Consider the following 17,033-nt stretch of genomic DNA (forward strand, 5'->3'; position numbering starts at 1 on the left):
CTCCCCGCAGCTCCCCTACCTAATATTAGGCAGGGGAAGTCTATCGGATCACGAATGAGGTTGCGTCATGCCACGCCTTTATTAGAGTCTGCGGCTTTTCGGACGCAGCGCCCAGGAGGCCATGCCAAGCGCGGCATAGAAAAGCGGAAGAATTACATTGAATCCACCAACCCCATAATCATGAGCGAACACATGAGACAAGGCCGCACCTGTCATTAGAAAAAAGATACCGCTATAAGCCCATTCCTTAAGACGGGGGAAGCCTGGTATGACGATCGCAAGGATTCCAAGCAATTTCCAAATACCGAGAATGTAAGTAATATATAACGGGAAACCAATATGAGTCACTAAATCGACATTGCCACCCAATCGCATCAATTGCCCGATCCCGCTTAATGCAATAGAGAATGCGAGAATGATGGTGACAGTCCAATAAGCGGCCGTCTTTCCGATCCGACGGGATTCAACCTTCGTTATTTTTTCATTACTGGTAATCGTATTCATTTCCATTCCTCCTAAGGTTTTATTTTTGTTTTATTTACTTCTTCACAACCGGGATCCACATTTCGCCATGTACAAGGTTGTCACGGTGCCCCATCTCGACCGTGGCGTTGGGCCCGCCGACATACGCGAAGTTTTCGGCTTCGGGTAAGATTTGACCAAAGGCAATGCCGGTAAGCGTACGACTTAAATCGTCTGCCGTTTTCCCTTCGCCTTTGATGACGAGGTATGGTCCTTTAGGGAATTGGATCTCTCTGTGTTCTTCCGATAATGATGCTTCTGTCATGACACCGACATAATACATCCGCTTGCCGTTTACCAGTTCGTTTACAGCGAAGATGTAGTCGTTCGCAGCGACAGCCTTTAAAGTGTCAAGCCTTCCATCCTGCTCCACGGTTCGCCGGAAGTTTTCCTTCTCCTTGTTCATGCCCACATAGTCCGTGTACTCGCTCTTCAGTTCCGTTCCAATCCCTACCACGATTAAGCTGTCTTTCTCCTCAAGAATAAATGCTGCCATCATCCCAGCTCCTTTTTTTGTTTTGATCAAATCATTTGTTTTTCTTGATGGGTTAATCATAACGATGAATCATGTCATAATATGATACTGTTTAGAGAGCCCGATAACGAAATCCACAATTCTGACCTGCCTGACCCAACAAATCTGCCTTCTTACAGCGCTCTCCATTGACTTTAAGAGCTACATCATCGGCTTCTTTTCTAAGTTCCCAGGCTATTGACGGGATATAGTCCGAAATCTATAGTGTATTTATGTACGAAGTACACAAACTTATCGGGAGAATCTTGAAATGTCCACTAAAAAGAAATGGGTTATCACGGTTGTTGTCGTGGCAGCCATTGCCGTCATTGTTGGAACTGGCCTTTTTGTCAAACACTTCATAGATGCTCTAGTGACTGACCCGGATGATCGTAAACAAGCCGAGAATCTGACTCCTGCACCTTCTCCGAAACCTGGGCAAACCCGAACCGACCTTGGGAACCTTCGCACAGATGACAATGACAAAGTTGATCTACTGCTGAAAGACGCTTTAAAGCCCGAGATCGTTGTAGCAGAGAGTGACGTCGTCAATATGATGCACCATATGACCCATCAAAAGGTAAAAGCCAAGGAAAAGTGGATCTCAATCGAAATGACGCCGGAACGGGTGCAGCTGCTGGAACAGATCATTCAAGTCAAGGGGACGAGTTGGATTAATTACGCAAGGATGCTCGATATCGCAAAGAAATGGGAGGCCGGCGACTTTTCTACCGTCGATGAGGATCATAACTTCTTTTGGATGATCGAAAATGGGTCGATCGGGAAAGCGAAAGGAGTTCTTACGGAGAAAGAGGAACAGGAATTCATCAAGAATACATTTCATAATGAATAAGGAGCCCTCAGCGGCTCCCTTTTTTGCCCATAAAAAAGGCTGTCTCCTGCAAGGCAGCCCCTTCTCACTATCGGTCTATCCAGCCATTAGTGGAACGAAAAATACACCCCACGGTTCTGCCATGCTTCCGGCATGCGGCTATGCCGCGACAGGGCATTCACGTTTGGGCGCTGGGCGCGTATCCTATCGGGAAAGGATTTTGATTTACGGAGGCATGGACAGTGGGATACTATGTGACAGTTGAGCCGGGGGTACAACTCTATGTGGAGGACATCAACCCCGCAGGAAGCAAAACAATCGTGTTTCTTCATGGCTGGCCGCTTGATCATGACCAGTTCGAATATCAGTTCAACGTGCTGCCGGGCATGGGTTACCGCTGCATCGGCATCGACTGGCGTGGCTTCGGCAAGTCGGACCGACCCTACGGTGGATATCATTTAGAACGGCTTGCGGACGATATTCGCGCCGTCGTTGATGCGCTGCAGCTGAAAGACTTCGTGCTCGCCGGGCATTCGACCGGTGGAGCGATCGCGATCAAATACGTCGTGCGGTACAATGGCGGCGGCGTATCCAAACTCGTACTGATCGACGCGGCCGCGCCGCGCGGTTTCACCAAAGAGACGGCAGCGCAGCTGCTGAAGCAGTCGTTAAACGACCGGGCAAACATGATGCGCGGCGTGACCGACATTTTCTTCTTCCGGTACATCAGCAAGCCATTCGCGGACTGGTTTGTTCAGATGGGCATGCAGGCTGCCGGGTGGTCGACGGCCGCGATCATCGTCATGCTGCGGGACTTTGATTTAACCGCCGACCTGTCACACATCCAGGTTCCAACGCTGATCGTTCATGGCATTCACGACCAGGTCATTCCATTCAGCCAGGCGGAGGATATGCAGCGGTTAATCCCCCATTCGCAGCTTGTGCCGTTCATGTACAGCGGCCACGGCTCATTCTACGACGAACGCGACAAGTTTAATGAGGTCATGCAGGAGTTCGTCGGGAATGCACGGCTCGCCCCGCTGCAGGTACCGCAATAGCAGCACGATAGGCAAATCGAAAAAACGACAGCCTTTATGCCGGTTGTCGTTTTTTCGTTTCCCTGATGATGCACAAGTTAGTCAAAGAAGGTGTCCCAACCCTCACAAAGAACTCTATAAAATCATTTGGGATGCATGCCGTTCACCAAATCTCGCAGCGGCCCCAGGTCGGCCGTCGCGTCGTACGGATAACGATTCAGCACCTGCAGCAGCAGTTTACGAAGCGTTCCGTCGTCCGTTTTCTTCACAAGATCTTCCACCTGCGCAATCAGCTGCTTATACTCCTGAATATTATCGGGTCCGTACACCTCGAATTCAAAGAAGGAGTTTCCGAATACGGTGGCACGTTTCACACCCTGGAATTTGACGTAACGCGCCTGCTGCGGATCGAACGTAATGATATCAAGAAGATTGCCCTTAGAGGTGATCACTCCGTCACCGCCGGACACATTCGTCCAATTCGTTTTGTCCGTAGATACGAGCAGCTGGTATTTTTCGGCGTAGGCTCCTTGCCACTTGATGATGACCTTGCCGACGTCTTTTGGCTTGCCCAGATCGACGATAAACCACGCGTCATCCACGTAAGCGCTCGACCATCTGGACAGTGGAGACATATCCCCGTCAACCGCCTTGTCAGCAGAGTAATACGGGAATTCGAGTTCGGACGACTCCGCGGCCTGATGGAGCGCCAAATTATCGCCGCTCAGCAGCTCGATCGGTTCATTGTAGATCATGACGTTATCCAATACGCCCTGATACGCATTCGTTTCGCTTCCGATCCGCAGTGTCGGCAGCACAAGCGTATTTAATTTCGGATATTGTTCCTCCAGCCTTTCCACGTATTCGTCCAAATTAACGAACAGTGTCACGCCTTTTTTGTCGCCTTTCAGCGTGATATGCGTCCACTTGCCTTCCGGAACCGAGTAGTTAAACGTACTGTCGTAATGCTCCTTTGTGAAACCAAGCTTGCCGCTACTGCCTTGTTTCAATTTTAGCGTTCCGGCCGGAGATTCCATCAATACAGCGTTATCGGGATTGTTTTTATCAGGTTTGATCCACATCGAAACCGTCCAGCCGAAACCTAAGGCATCGATCGGCGTTTGAATGTAGCTCTTCCCGCCATTCAGTCGAACACCATTGCCGTATTTTCCTTCCGTTATATTGACGTTCACGCCCTTGCCGTCAAAGCGGTTTCCGGATTCGTCCTTGAATTTGTTCTCAAAAAGATACGAAATGACTTTGTTATCATTGCTGCTTACGGTGATTTTGTGGGACATGTCGGCGTTTGGCGCATCGGCGATTGCCTTCGCCCGCTGCTCGAATTTCTCGTAGGATCGGTCATCCATCGTTCCGGTCCACATTTTTTCCGAAACTGCTTGAATTCCCGGAAGCAAACGTTCATGCGAATCGTCCATCGACAGGCCGTTGGCTTCGGACACGTCATTCCATAAGCAGAACATACCGCCTTTGACGCGCGGGTGGCCGTAAGGAAGTGTCGTCGTTTCCCACTTCACCGGCTCCCACTCATTGTAGATGAATTGGGAATTCAAATAGTCGCCGTATAGAGTAGGGACGATGTACAGGAATACGTTTTGGGTGTTGATGACGTCATAGCCGAGATCCACTGCCTGCTGCGGAGAACCATAAGGTTCATGCCATATGTTCATGGTAGCGTCGGTGCTGATCGGCGTCGTGCCGTTATGTTGTGTAAGTTCGCCCCACAAATGCGGATGTTTGCCTTTGCTGTTGATATGCTTGATCATCGTATCCATATAACCGCGGAACACTTCGGTATTTCCGCCGTATTCGTCTGTACCGATGTTGACGTCCGGACCGATGAACGTCGGATCATTTCCTTCCACATATTCATCCCATAAATATTTGACGAACTGAACGGTTTCCGGTTTGGTAATATCGAGCCCCCGGTCATTTCCAAGCGCCGGATTGTAGGAAGTGAATGCTCGGGAATGTCCCGGCGTATCGATTTCCGGAATGATGTTTATGCCGTATTCCATGCCCAGCAGCTGCAGATCCTTAAATTCCTGCTTCGTATAATGGCCGTTCGGACTTGCCAGCCCTGGATAGGTGGTGCTTTCGAGACGGAAGGCGGCCGTCGTGCCGTCCGCAAACGGTGTACCGACGTCATCGTTCAAATGGATTTGGAATGTGTTCATTTTGTACCAGGACAACAATTTCACGTAATTTCGGAGAAAATCGATCGTATAAAACTTGCGCGCGACATCGATCATCAATCCGCGCTGGGCGTATTTCGGATAATCCATGGCTTCGCCTCTCGGAATCGTCCGGTCCGGATGCTGCTTGATGATTTGCAGCGCGGTTCTCGTACCGTAAAACGCTCCTTTGGCGGACACGGAAGCGATCGAAACGTAATCGCCGACCTTGAACCGGTTGCCTTCTTCGCCGAGCCTTGTCAGGGATGGATCGATGGACAAGTACAAATCACCGGCTTTCGGTTTGCCGGCCACAATCTTGAGATCATCCCCGGTCAAATCCAGCAAATCCCGGCGGGTCAGCTCGGCCGCATTCCGCAAAGCGGATTCGTCTTGCGGATTCACGACGATACGCGAAGAGTTTTTCAACCTAAACTCGCCGGTATCTCCGTACCATTCCTGCAGGGACGGAATGACGTCCGGTTCGGCGTTCCGGTCCGGAGTTTGCTTATGCAGTCCCGGCACCACGACGGGAATATTCCCCGAAATCAGCTTCCGGTTCGGGTCTTTCTCATCTTCCACTTGTACGATGAGATTGACTTTGGCATCCACCAGCGGTGTACGGATTTGGCCATCCTGGTCGATAACAGGCTGGCGGTCGCTTCCATACAGGCTGACTTGATAACCCTCGGGCACGTCCACATCCGACCAATCGAGTTTCGTTTGTCCAGGCTGGACTTTCAATGACGCAGAGACATTGTCGATGATCGTTTGCAAATCATGTAATTGGTACACTTCGAACTCATAAAAAGAGTATCCGTACAGCGTACCTTCGACAGGCGCCCGTTTGACACCCTGGAATTTTACGTACCTTGCCTCTCGCACAGAGAAGTCGATACTTTCGACGCCACCTTTGCATTGAATAATGCCGTCATTATCCCTGACGTTCTCCCAGTTCTCACCGTCAACTGACACGAGGATTTTGTAAGTATCGGCAGGGGTTTGCCAGCGAATCACGACGCGGTCGATATCCTGCGGTTCGCCAAGATCAACGTAAAACCACTGGTCATCTTCTATTGCGGAAGACCATCTGGTGTTTCCTTTCCCGTCCACGGCAAGCTCCGGATTCAAATAGTCAACTTCGTTGCCGGAAGCGAAAACCGGTTTGTTCAGAGCCAAATTGGTTCCACTGAACGTGGAGGATGCAGCCATCAGACTAGCGGCTTCATTCTCTTGGGGCCCCTGTGGGGGCGTACCGGGATCCTCGCCGTAAACGGCATCGGTGACATTTGGGGGCTTATCGCCATTTTCTTCTTGCTGTTGGGGCGGCAGATCATTTGGCCCGACAGCGGAAACATTCATGATGTCCTGAGCTTCGGGTATGGCGAGTGCGGCTGTCGGTTGAACGACAGGTGTAAGCAAAACGGCAGCAGCTAGCAGTACAGAAAAGGCTTTCATTTTTGTTTTCTTCATTGGTCCCTCCATGCATGATTTGGTTTGATGGAAAAGCCTTATATTATCTCGTCAAACGAATGGATCCCCCCTTTCACGGAATTCGGAACATGCCTTATTTTGAAACCGCTTTCAAAAAAAGAAAACTCTCGTTCCCATTTCCTTCTTTACTCGCGAACTTACGCAGCATCCGGGGCACACACTTCGCAAGCCCGGACGCCGCGGATGTCCGCCATGATTACTTCGCAGCGAGTGATTCTGTTGAATATTAGGCTTTCCCACTTCGTCTCACAGATTTCAACAATCAAACGCCCGCTTCTTCCTTCTGATACATCTCTGTCAGCTTGATGCTTCTGCCCTGCTGCAGACGAGATCGTTCGGAAGCGAAGGCCATCAAATGGCTTTGCAGGGAAGCTGTAGCCGATGTAAGCCCTTGGGTCATGTTGCGATCAAACTTATGTACATTTTGGAGGAAGGAGCTCACCATGCGCTCATCCCCTCCGCCGTGACCGTCTCCCTGAACGCTGCATTTAATTTCAACCTCTTCTCCCGACGAATAGCGGTACAGCGTAAATGAGCCCTTATCCATGTCACCAATGATCTCACCCTGCGTGCCCATAATCTGCACACGGCGAGTAGCGCTCTTGGTTAATCCCGACATAATAAAGCTAGCGTTGGCACCGCTGGCAAATTCCATATTGACGACCTGATGATCGACAACATTGTTATCGCAGCGATAGACGCAGCGGCCGAACGGTCCTTCTTTAAGGGCCCGGATAATGCCTTCCTGTGATAAATCGTGTGTCATATAGCGCGCCCAATGATCGGCAGGCTGCTCCAAATACATTTTAATCGCTGAAAAGGCACATTCCCTCTCTGCTTCGCAGCCACCGATGCAGCGGTCGGCTGCACCCTCCGGCGCGTTCTCGGCTTTAAAATGAAGCAATGAGCCAAAGGAGCTGACCGCTGTGCACGGCTCATCCATCAGCCAGGAAATGAGGTCCAGGTCATGGCAGGATTTAGCCAAAATCATCGGGCTTGTTTCCTCGGAATTGCGCCAGTTGCCGCGTACGTAGCTATGAATCATATGGTGATAGCCTACGTTTTCTGTCAGCTGAATGGTGCCGATTGCCCCCAGTTCCCCATCCTCGATGCATTTCTTGATGCCCGACCAGAACGGGGAATAACGAAGTACATGCGTGACCGCCAGCAAACGATTATTCTTAAGAGAAGCTTGCTCCAGTTTGATGCATTCCTGCACATTCGGTGACATCGGTTTCTCCAGCATGACATGGTAACCAAGCTCCAGCGCTTTCAATGCGGGTATATAATGCATCCGATCAAGCGTGCAGATGATCATTACGTCGGCTATTTTTCCCTGCTCGAATGCTTGTTCCCATGAATGATAAACATGCTCTTCAGCGATTTGATGAATCTCGGCAAAATGTTGTCTGCGTTCATCATCCGGCTCGGCAACTGCAACAAACTTCAGCTCATTCGGGAATTTTTCCGCATATGGTCCATAGATGTATCTTCCTCTACTGCCTGCGCCTAATAGTACAGCCGTTAATGCTTTCAATGTTCTTCCCCCTTGCCTATACAATGGCATCGATCATGATTTCATTGTAAGGGGTGACCCTTCGCATCAAAAGAGATCATTGATTACATCCCATATACATTTATTGACCTTGCTGCATCGTTTCGGCACGGGCCGTACGAAAATCCTGAGGTGTCATATCATTTTGCTTCTTAAAGAAGCGGATAAAGGCAAGCGCTGAATTATAGCCGAGCTTGGCGGCAATTTCATTGACCTTCATGGATGTATTGAGCAGCATGTCCTTTGCCATGACATTGCGGTAATCATTTACGTATGTAGACAGTCCAATGCCCGTGATCTGCTTGTAAAGCCTTGATAAATAGGATGGATTCAAACTGACATAATCTCCAAGCGCGGTAAGGGATATATCATCCGCAATATGCTCCTCTATATAGCGATGCACTTTATTGACGACCTCTGCGGGCAGCTCTGTCCCCCTGATCGCATTCCATTCAAAATAGCAGTCCGCAATTTGCCAATAGTAAGGAATGAGCTCCGTCCATGAAGCGGTTTTCTCCTGGCGGAACAGCAAATCCAAATTCATCTGGGTATTGATGTAATCTCGCATCTCTTTATTTTTGTGCAAATGCGCCAGAAATACCGCAGATAGTGAATGGTACAGCTCAACCTTTCGACCATCCGGAGTATCCGGATCTTTCCAGCTGTTTGTCAACTCAACAAACAGTTTATTGAACTGCTCCCGGTGATTATTTTCCAGACAGCTCATCAGCAGCTGTACTCGAGCGTGGAACATGCCGTCATGATAGCTTTTTGCCCTCTCTTTTTCTTCGGACTTCTGAATATCCTGATCGGTCATAATGATTTCATGGAACAAGCCACGGCCTTGCATAAGACCGTATTTCATCGCATGAAAACGATCCGACAGCCGATTCCATGGAACGGCCTCGCTGCCAATGAGAAAAGATACGGAGAGACTCAGCAGCTTTTTGCTGGTAGCCTGGATTGCCTCCAAATTGCCGCTCACATAGCGATATGCCCGGGTCCATTCCATCGTACCGGTATCCGCCGTTAGCTCCGGACTGGCTTTGGGCTGAAAGATCCATACCATTTTGTTCATGTCAAATACGACGGAGAAGCAGCGCAAATGGGCGGATAAATACTCATCGGCGATATTTTGAAGAGCGTAAGCGAGTAAAGCCTTGTCCGGCGCCGTGAATATTTCCTTCCAGGCATCGATCCGGCCAATCAGCAAATAGACCGGCAGCGATGCGTCGAGCGGAATGTCCATTTCCGCAAAAGCGTCCCGAAGCTGCTGCCCTGTCATCATCTTGCCTTGAAATATGCCCCAAATATATTCCTTCTGCAAGGAGGGCAGCGCTTTTCTCATTTTGGACTGGGCCCGCATGATCATTTGCGCCTGATCCTGTTCCTCTTCAATTTCCTCTATCGCCCGTTCAACGGTATGAATAATCTTCTCGTCGCTTTCCACTTTCAGCAAATAATCAAAAGCCCCAAACGTCAGGGCGCTCTTCGCATAGTGAAAATCATTGTACCCTGTCAATAAAATAACTTTGCACTTCGGCCACTGCGATTTTATTTCCTGCAGCAGCTCAATACCCTCTATGCCAGACATCTTAATATCCGAAATCACAATATCCATTCGGTGATGAGATAGTACCTCCAATGCCTCATCGCCTGAATAGGCTTTCATGACTTCAAGCTCCAAATGATCCGTCTTCTCGAACAACTCCAGAAGACCATCTACGATAATCGGCAGATCATCTACGATTAGAAGCCTGTACATGGCAATTCCTCCTTAGCTCATGCTCAGTTTAATAATAGCTTGAAGCCCGCCAAGCTCAGAGCGTGATACGGTGATCCCAAACTCTTCTCCATAACGAAGCTGAATTCTGCGATGAACATTAAACAGGCCGGTTGTCTCCTCCATCTGGTTTGTTGAATAACGCAGCTTCTTGCCTAGCGCTTCGATCTCTTCGTCCGTAATGAACTCGCCGTTATCTTCTACATATATGTACAAAGCATCATTTCGCAGCTTGCTGTGCACCCATAGCTCACCCGTGCCCAGCATATTGCCGAGCGCGTACTTATAAGCATTCTCAATAATAGGCTGCAAAATCAATCGGGGCACTTCAATCGGCTGGGCTTCGACGTCAAACAGTACTTGTATTCGATCCCCGTAACAGATCGACTGCATCTCCACATAAGTTCGGGAATGCTCAAGCTCCATCTCCAGCGGAATGTCGTCATCATTATGACGAGTAATAAACTGAAAATATTGCCCGATGTATAAACAAAACTGGTAGGCTTTTTCCTTCTGGGTATCGGATTTAATCAAACGGCAAAGCACGAAAAAGCAGTTATATAAAAAATGAGGATTAATTTGCGATTGCAATCTTTTCAGCTCCGAACGCTGCGTGCGAATTTGCTGCTCATAATTTTCCTCAATCAGTGTTTTCAAAGATTTCACCGTATCGTTAAAAGCCTGGTATAAATAGCCGAACTCATCCTTCCTGCGGTCGATCAGGATCGGCTCCAGCTCGTTTTGCTGCATGCGGCGGAAAGAACGCACCAGCTTGATCAATGGACGGTATATTAACCGGATTAAAAAATAGGTAAAGAAAAATACAATAATAACGGCAAGCACGCAGGCCCACCAAAATAAAGCTTTATATACCTGCAGCGAACCGAGAATCATCTCTTCCGGAATGCTCGTTACCATGTAACAATTCCAGAGGCTGGAATATTTGAATACAGTTAGAAATCGCTTGTTTTTATAATGGATCGTATCATACCCTTCATCCACGTTCGCTGCCTGCTTCTCAAAAGCCAGCTGCTTCATCAGATCATGCAATTCAAGGTCGGGGCCGCTATTGATTTCCCAATCGCGCTCCAGATTAAACAATACGGTCTGTCCTCCCCTGCTATTGCCGATTTGCGCTAAGGTCTCTTTAATTTTGCCGGTTGAGAGCTCTACGCCTACCACATAGAGCGGGTCTTTTTTGCCTGCAGGGTACTGCATCGTAATAAACAACCGGTCCTGCCAATAAATAAAAGGCCCCGTATACAGCTTCTTGTCTGGCTGCATCGCTTCATATTCTTCCGCATTCAGCTTGGTTTCATAGCTGTTGCTCAGCACCGTGCGATCGATCTGCGGAATGTACGCCTTCGACTCGCGAATAAACGGACTGGAATTTTTCATTAAATCCAAGCGGTGCTGAATATCCAATATTTTATAAGACCGCTCATAGAAGTTCATCTGCTCACCTGTCGCAGCCACTTCCATTAAGTCCCCGTCCATGACGTAGTTGGGTAAATATCGGCTGATCCGGTCTGCTTCCTGATCCAGAGAATCTAGATAAAACCGTGTCGTATTCAAAATCGAATCGGATATTTCACTGCGGATATGATCGGCCCCTTGCTCATTCATCATCCAGGTAATAGCCATAAGCGGCAGCAAGGCCGCCAAAAAGGCGGCCATTATTTTTTTGAATATAGAGGAATCCTGTAAAAAGAATATACTTTTCATCGTTTGTTCTCCTGTGCCCGAGATCTACGACCTTCCTGCCTATTCTTTTACACTTCCCATTACAATGCCTTTAATGAAAAACCGCTGCAAGAATGGATAGACAATAAGAATCGGGAAAGCCGCAACGAAGATTTGTGCCGCCCTGCTTGTACGGTCAGACAGCTTGAGCATGAGTTCCACATTTTCTGATTTAATAAATCGAAAATCCATCTTAATAATAACGGTTTGCAAAAAGGTTTGCAGCGGATAATTTTCCGGATGATTCATATAGAGCATGCCATCAAACCAGCTATTCCAATGCCCTACCATCGTGAAAAGCCCCGTAGTCGCCAGTGCAGGCAACGATAGCGGAACATAGATTTTCCAAAGTGTTGCAAAATGCCCGGCTCCGTCAATCCGCGAAGCATCCTCAAGCTCCTTGGGCAAATTGCGGTAAAAGTTCAATAGCAGGATGACGTTGAACACATTGATCGCCGCAGGTAACACCAGCGCCCCGAGAGAATCAATAAGTCCCAAGCTTTTAATGGTCAAATAAGTAGGAATAAGCCCTCCGTTGAACAAAATTGTAAACACAAAGATCCAGGCATAAACGGTTCTTAGACGAAACGCATTGCGGTCCTTGGATAAAGGATAAGCTGTAACAATCGTTAACAGCATGCTTAATGCCGTCCCTGCTACAACCCGCTCTATAGAAACGCCAAAGGCTCTTAAATATTCAGGCTTACCGAACACATTATCATAAGCCGCTGTTGTAAATTCTACAGGCCACAGCGCAACCTTGCCGGCTGCTGCCGCCGAACCCGAGCTAAAGGAAATCGCCAAAATATGAATAATCGGCATTAAGCATAAAAGAGATACAAGAACAAGAAAGAGTAGATTGCTAACTAGAAAAGCCCTTCTTCCGAATGACGGTTTCATGACTACGATCTGTCTCCTTTCTGAATCACCGACTTTTCCACTCTCTTAGAAAATGCGGTAATTCGCTAGTCGGTATGCGAGTACGTAGGATACGGAAATGAAAATAAAAGATACGACTGATTTCAATAAGCCGACAGCTGTGGCAAATCCGAACTGGGCTTGCTGGATCCCCATGCGGTAGACGAAAGTATCAATGATATCGGCACTTTCATAAACCGGCGCGCTGTACAAGTTAAATATTTGATCAAATCCGGCGTTCAGCACATTCCCGATATTAAGTGTAAGCATCAGAACGATGATCGGCATCATGCCCGGCAGCGTCACGTGAAGCGTTTGTTTCCAGCGTCCCGCGCCATCCATTTCAGCGGCTTCATATAGCGTAGGGTTAATTCCGGTCAGCGCTGCCAAATATACAATGGTGCCAAATCCAAATTCCTTCCATACATCGGAGATGACCATGACATAAGGAAACCAGTTATTGTCGCCAAGAAAGAAGATCGGCTTCATACCGAACCATCCAAGCACCTGGTTAAATATGCCGGAGGAAGGAGACAAAATATCGATCAAAATACCGCTCAGCAGCACCCAGGATAAAAAATGGGGCAGATAGACCAGGGTTTGGAACGTTCTTTTCATCCACTCTCTACGCAGTTCATTAAGTAAAATGGCAATGGCGATCGGCACGAACAAACCTGCAACGATTTTCATGACAGCAATATATACCGTGTTAAAAAAAATACGGCCGATATCCGGATAATCCATTAACAATTGGAAGTTCCTCCACCCGATAAACGGGGAGCCGAGCAGTCCTTTATTCGGCACATATTTTTGAAAAGCCATCATAATTCCTGTCATCGGAATGTAACTAAAAATAATAATCAAAGCTAAACCCGGCAGCAGCATCAAATGAAGCGGCCATTCCTTCTTCCACATTCGCATCAGACTATACATACCTTCACCTCGCTGATTCACTTTTCAAGCTGTGCATACCTTGCTCAAGAACCTGGTTATTCCAGAAAAAAAGAGGGATTGCATCGATTCAATCCCTCCCTGCGCCGCAAATCCTATTTAAGCGATTTATACCACTCGTTAACTTCTTTCGTGATCTCATCACCGCCAAGCTTCTTCCACTCTGCAACGAATTTATCAAACTCGTCTACGGATACTTGGTTCATTATGATTTTGATGAAAATTTCATCACGTTTCTTCGTTAAAATTTCTTGACGGTCTGCCATCGTCGGAGTAGGCGCCCCGTAGAATTTGTTCTGCAAGTATTGCTTGTTCTTTTGAATTTCTGGCACATGAGAAAAGGCTCCATGAGGACCAGAGATCAAATATTCCCACCACATGTTTGTATCGCCATCAACGTACTGCATGGCGCGTGCATAACGCGTTTTTTGGTCTACTGTCTCAAGGATGCTTTCGTCTTTGTTTTCAATGGCTTTGGGCAGGATCTCGCCGTTATTGTCAAACTGTTTGCCGACTCGAAGCGGATTAAGCAGCCAGTAGTTGTTGCCTTTTTCAACTCGGTCTTTACCATACCCATATACTTTCTGCTCTTCTGTCGGATGATTGTCAGCGACGATCCATTGGTTTAACAAACGGATCACGCCTTCCGGATGCTTAGCTTGTTTAGAGATAACATAGTATTCATCAACGCCAAGACCAATTTGATTCAATGTAGGCTTGTTATCGATTGAAGGGATCGGGAACACTCCCCATTCTTGAACAACCTTGCCGTCTTTCACTGCCCCTTTCGCAAGCTGCGCCGGTGTCCAGGAAGCGCCAAATACCATGCCGATGCTGCCGTCGTAGATGAGCTCAGCAGCTTTTTCCGTATCTTTAACCGAAAACTCAGGATCGATCAACCCTTTTTTGAACATGTCTTGCAGTGCTGCAAGTGCCTTCTTCATCTCGGGCTGAATATCACTGTTCATTAAACCGCCGTTTCCGTCTTCCATCCAAATGTTTTCATAAGCATGATAGCCGTTCAAGAAGGCTCTCAGACCGGTAACGCCTGTCTCTATACTAAATGGGCTCTTGCTGACCGCAATACCGAAAGCTTCCTTGGTGCCGCCAGGGTTCTTCGCTTTGAACGCTTCGGCAATTTTCAAGAAATCATCCATTGTTTTAGGTTCAGGCAGGCCCAGCTCCTTCAGCCAGTCCGTACGAACGAACAAAAATTGATAGTTGAATGGGTTGTATGAGCTCGGAATCCCCATCATTTTCCCGTCGATCATCGCTGTTTTCATTTGCATGCCGCCGTCCATGGTCAGAAACTTTTTCGTCTCTTCCGTAGCATGCTGATCATAAATTTCGGTCAAATCCATGATCATATCCGCTTCCGTAAGCTCTTTAAGCTGTGTAGCGTTTACAGGTAAGAAATCCGGAAGATCGTTGGATGCGATGGCTATTTTTACCCTCTCTTTAAATTGGCTTATATCCGCAACCCATTTGTTTGTAATTTTGACACCGATATCTTTTTCATAAGCATCATAAACTGAGTTTTTGTCGAAACTTTCACCTTCGTCAAATTTCAAGTAAGGATCGCTTGGCGAAACCGTTGAAACCTCTATTATATCATTGCCGTTTCCTGTGCCTGTCGCTTCGATCGGTTCCTTGGCATTTCCAGATGAATGGTTTGGCTCAGGCGACGTTTTGCTGCTGCAGCCTGACATCGCCAATGCAAGCGTCAAGGAGACGATAGCAAGTGCCTTTTTGCTCTTCACATTTTACCCCTCCGGTATATTTCGTTTTAGTTTTCGCTGCAAATTGCACTGCTGGCTTTCATAATCCTAGTATAGAAAGAAGCTCACCGCGGTTCTATATACTGATATTTACTTTCGTATACTCCTCTTGACACCAGGCAAAAATCAATAAATGAAGTGTATCAACAAAAAATCACCGGCAGGTATGCTGGTGATTTTTTATTGATATTTGGTTATCTGTGATGGACTATTCCTGTGTGACAACGGACCGTGTCATATATTAATGGTTATGACTTCCCTTGCTTAACTCTTTCGATACTTGGGATTCGGTGCCTGGTTCGACAATGACAAACTGCCCCATCATCCCGCTATCCTCATGATACAATAAGTGACAGTGATACATGTACGGTGTATCGGGATCAGGATAGCTTCCAAAGTCAACGGCCAGTCTGACTTTTGTGCCACTCGGAATAAAAACCGTATCTTTTCTCCCACGCTCATATAATGGTGGCAATTCTCCATTCTTGTCCATTACGGTGTATGCTGCATCATGAATATGGAAGTTATGATCCCAACCCTTATTTGTAATCTCCCATATTTCACGTGCGCCAGCCGGAATAACCTCATCAATACGATTCATGTCCATTTCCTTGCCATTAATTGCAGATTTCGTGGTGAGCTCAAATTTACGGACCTTTACGTTTTCGGGAACATCGATCAACGGCTCAGCAGTCAGGTGATTCGGGAGTGGCGAAGAAGCCGATAAACTTGTATCCGCGATTATCTTGACGAGATCAAATTCCCCATTCTCGATCCCGTCTTTTCCTGCAAAGCTGTGCAAGATCGTTTCTTCGCCAGGTTCAAACTCCACCACGATCTCTGTACGTTCACCCGGACTTAGCAATAAACGATCTAATAAAACCGGTTCAGGTAAAAGTCCCGCATCATTGCCGATCAAATAAAATGAACGATTATCCGAAAAGCCGATATTATAAGCTCTCGCATTCGAACCATTCAGTAATCTAAAACGAACCTGACTTGCAGTGATCTCCAGGTATGGATCGTATGTCCCATTGACTAAGATTTGATTGCCTAACAACCCAAACGGAGTCATACTCATATTTTCGTTAAAAGAACCGCCACCCTTAATTAATTTATCCTGGATGATCATCGGGATATCGTTAACACCATATTCCGAAGGCAGCTTTTTAGACTCCTCATCTTCAATGATAAATAATCCTGCAAGACCGCGATAAACGTGCTGCGCTGTCTTCCCATGCAAGTGGGGATGATACCATGTAGTCGCGGCTGGCTGCTCGATTGTCCAATGAGGTTCCCAGGTTGCTCCTGCTTCGATCATCTGATGCGGTCCGCCGTCCATGACTGCGGGTAATCGCATCCCATGCCAATGCAAGGTTGAGGTTTCATTCAATTGATTGATCACATCGAAAGAAACTTGGTCGCCGCGCGAAACCCGGAGGGTAGGACCTAAATAAGATCCATTAATTCCCCAAGTGGGTGTCTGCTTCCCTTCCAAAAACTCAGTCGATCCTGACTGCATGGTTAAGGTAAAGTGTCTCTTCCCCTCTGAATCCGTCCTTGGCTCAAGTATTGGCGGAATTTGCAATGGATTCTTAAATTCGAGCTTACCGACGTTCGTGGTCGTATCCTCATCACATCCAGCTAATGAGAATGCGGATAAAATGAGCAGCAGCGTGAGCAGTTGAAGGTGTTTTTTCATGTTCTATACTCG

At 47.5% G+C, this 17,033-nt stretch carries 12 protein-coding genes; 2 read left to right on the forward strand and 10 right to left on the reverse strand.

Going from position 1 to position 17,033, the window contains the following annotated elements:
* Nucleotides 1–81 precede the first annotated feature (81 nt).
* Nucleotides 82–504 carry a DoxX family protein gene (locus BCV73_RS13600; protein WP_089547519.1) on the reverse strand — a complete coding sequence of 141 codons (423 nt, stop codon included), beginning with the start codon at nucleotides 502–504 and terminating at the stop codon, nucleotides 82–84.
* Between the two features lie 34 nt (nucleotides 505–538).
* Nucleotides 539–1,018 (reverse strand): GyrI-like domain-containing protein, encoded by a 480-nt coding sequence (locus tag BCV73_RS13605; protein WP_089547520.1) that lies wholly within the window; start codon nucleotides 1,016–1,018, stop codon nucleotides 539–541.
* 289 nt (nucleotides 1,019–1,307) lie between these two features.
* On the opposite strand from BCV73_RS13605, the gene BCV73_RS13610 reads away from it, so the two are divergent.
* Nucleotides 1,308–1,889 carry a DUF6241 domain-containing protein gene (locus BCV73_RS13610; protein ID WP_089547521.1) on the forward strand — a complete coding sequence of 194 codons (582 nt, stop codon included), beginning with the start codon at nucleotides 1,308–1,310 and terminating at the stop codon, nucleotides 1,887–1,889.
* A 221-nt stretch (nucleotides 1,890–2,110) separates the two neighbouring features.
* Complete coding sequence (locus BCV73_RS13615; RefSeq protein ID WP_089547522.1) at nucleotides 2,111–2,926, forward strand: alpha/beta fold hydrolase; 816 nt, start codon at nucleotides 2,111–2,113, stop codon at nucleotides 2,924–2,926.
* A gap of 122 nt (nucleotides 2,927–3,048) precedes the next feature.
* Here the strand turns inward: BCV73_RS13615 and BCV73_RS13620 are convergent, their stop codons facing one another.
* The 8 genes from BCV73_RS13620 to BCV73_RS13655 all read right to left on the reverse strand — a co-directional run bounded on the left by BCV73_RS13620 (nucleotide 3,049) and on the right by BCV73_RS13655 (nucleotide 17,021).
* A complete protein-coding gene (locus BCV73_RS13620) occupies nucleotides 3,049–6,570 on the reverse strand; it encodes a discoidin domain-containing protein (RefSeq protein ID WP_089547523.1) in 3,522 nt (1,173 codons plus the stop codon).
* 283 nt (nucleotides 6,571–6,853) lie between these two features.
* Nucleotides 6,854–8,128 (reverse strand): Gfo/Idh/MocA family protein, encoded by a 1,275-nt coding sequence (locus BCV73_RS13625; protein ID WP_089547524.1) that lies wholly within the window; start codon nucleotides 8,126–8,128, stop codon nucleotides 6,854–6,856.
* A 100-nt stretch (nucleotides 8,129–8,228) separates the two neighbouring features.
* Nucleotides 8,229–9,911 carry a response regulator gene (locus BCV73_RS13630; RefSeq protein ID WP_089547525.1) on the reverse strand — a complete coding sequence of 561 codons (1,683 nt, stop codon included), beginning with the start codon at nucleotides 9,909–9,911 and terminating at the stop codon, nucleotides 8,229–8,231.
* 12 nt (nucleotides 9,912–9,923) lie between these two features.
* Nucleotides 9,924–11,654, reverse strand: coding sequence for a sensor histidine kinase (locus BCV73_RS13635; RefSeq protein ID WP_089547526.1), 1,731 nt, complete (start codon nucleotides 11,652–11,654; stop codon nucleotides 9,924–9,926).
* A 39-nt stretch (nucleotides 11,655–11,693) separates the two neighbouring features.
* Complete coding sequence (locus tag BCV73_RS13640) at nucleotides 11,694–12,572, reverse strand: carbohydrate ABC transporter permease (RefSeq protein WP_076164971.1); 879 nt, start codon at nucleotides 12,570–12,572, stop codon at nucleotides 11,694–11,696.
* 45 nt (nucleotides 12,573–12,617) lie between these two features.
* Nucleotides 12,618–13,523, reverse strand: a complete 906-nt coding sequence (locus BCV73_RS13645; protein WP_089547527.1) for an ABC transporter permease — start codon at nucleotides 13,521–13,523, stop codon at nucleotides 12,618–12,620.
* A gap of 113 nt (nucleotides 13,524–13,636) precedes the next feature.
* The gene (locus BCV73_RS13650) at nucleotides 13,637–15,301 is read right to left on the reverse strand and encodes an extracellular solute-binding protein (RefSeq protein WP_256992847.1); all 1,665 of its coding nucleotides are present in this window, start codon (nucleotides 15,299–15,301) and stop codon (nucleotides 13,637–13,639) included.
* Nucleotides 15,302–15,560: 259 nt separating this feature from the next.
* Entirely contained in the window at nucleotides 15,561–17,021 is a 1,461-nt protein-coding gene (locus BCV73_RS13655) for a multicopper oxidase family protein (RefSeq protein WP_089547528.1), read from the reverse strand.
* Nucleotides 17,022–17,033: the final 12 nt, after the last annotated feature.

It is taken from the genome of Paenibacillus sp. SSG-1 (genome assembly GCF_002224835.1).
Taxonomy (GTDB): Bacteria; Bacillota; Bacilli; order Paenibacillales; family Paenibacillaceae; genus Paenibacillus_AQ; species Paenibacillus_AQ favisporus.

Excerpts from the sequence above, each read along its gene's own strand:
- BCV73_RS13640 (WP_076164971.1), bottom strand. The coding sequence starts at position 12,572 with ATGAAACCGTCATTCGGAAGAAGGGCTTTTCTAGTTAGCAATCTACTC.
- BCV73_RS13635 (WP_089547526.1), bottom strand. The coding sequence starts at position 11,654 with ATGAAAAGTATATTCTTTTTACAGGATTCCTCTATATTCAAAAAAATA.
- BCV73_RS13630 (WP_089547525.1), bottom strand. The coding sequence starts at position 9,911 with ATGTACAGGCTTCTAATCGTAGATGATCTGCCGATTATCGTAGATGGT.
- BCV73_RS13620 (WP_089547523.1), bottom strand. The coding sequence starts at position 6,570 with ATGAAGAAAACAAAAATGAAAGCCTTTTCTGTACTGCTAGCTGCTGCC.
- BCV73_RS13645 (WP_089547527.1), bottom strand. The coding sequence starts at position 13,523 with ATGTATAGTCTGATGCGAATGTGGAAGAAGGAATGGCCGCTTCATTTG.
- BCV73_RS13655 (WP_089547528.1), bottom strand. The coding sequence starts at position 17,021 with ATGAAAAAACACCTTCAACTGCTCACGCTGCTGCTCATTTTATCCGCA.
- BCV73_RS13610 (WP_089547521.1), top strand. The coding sequence starts at position 1,308 with ATGTCCACTAAAAAGAAATGGGTTATCACGGTTGTTGTCGTGGCAGCC.
- BCV73_RS13605 (WP_089547520.1), bottom strand. The coding sequence starts at position 1,018 with ATGGCAGCATTTATTCTTGAGGAGAAAGACAGCTTAATCGTGGTAGGG.
- BCV73_RS13600 (WP_089547519.1), bottom strand. The coding sequence starts at position 504 with ATGAATACGATTACCAGTAATGAAAAAATAACGAAGGTTGAATCCCGT.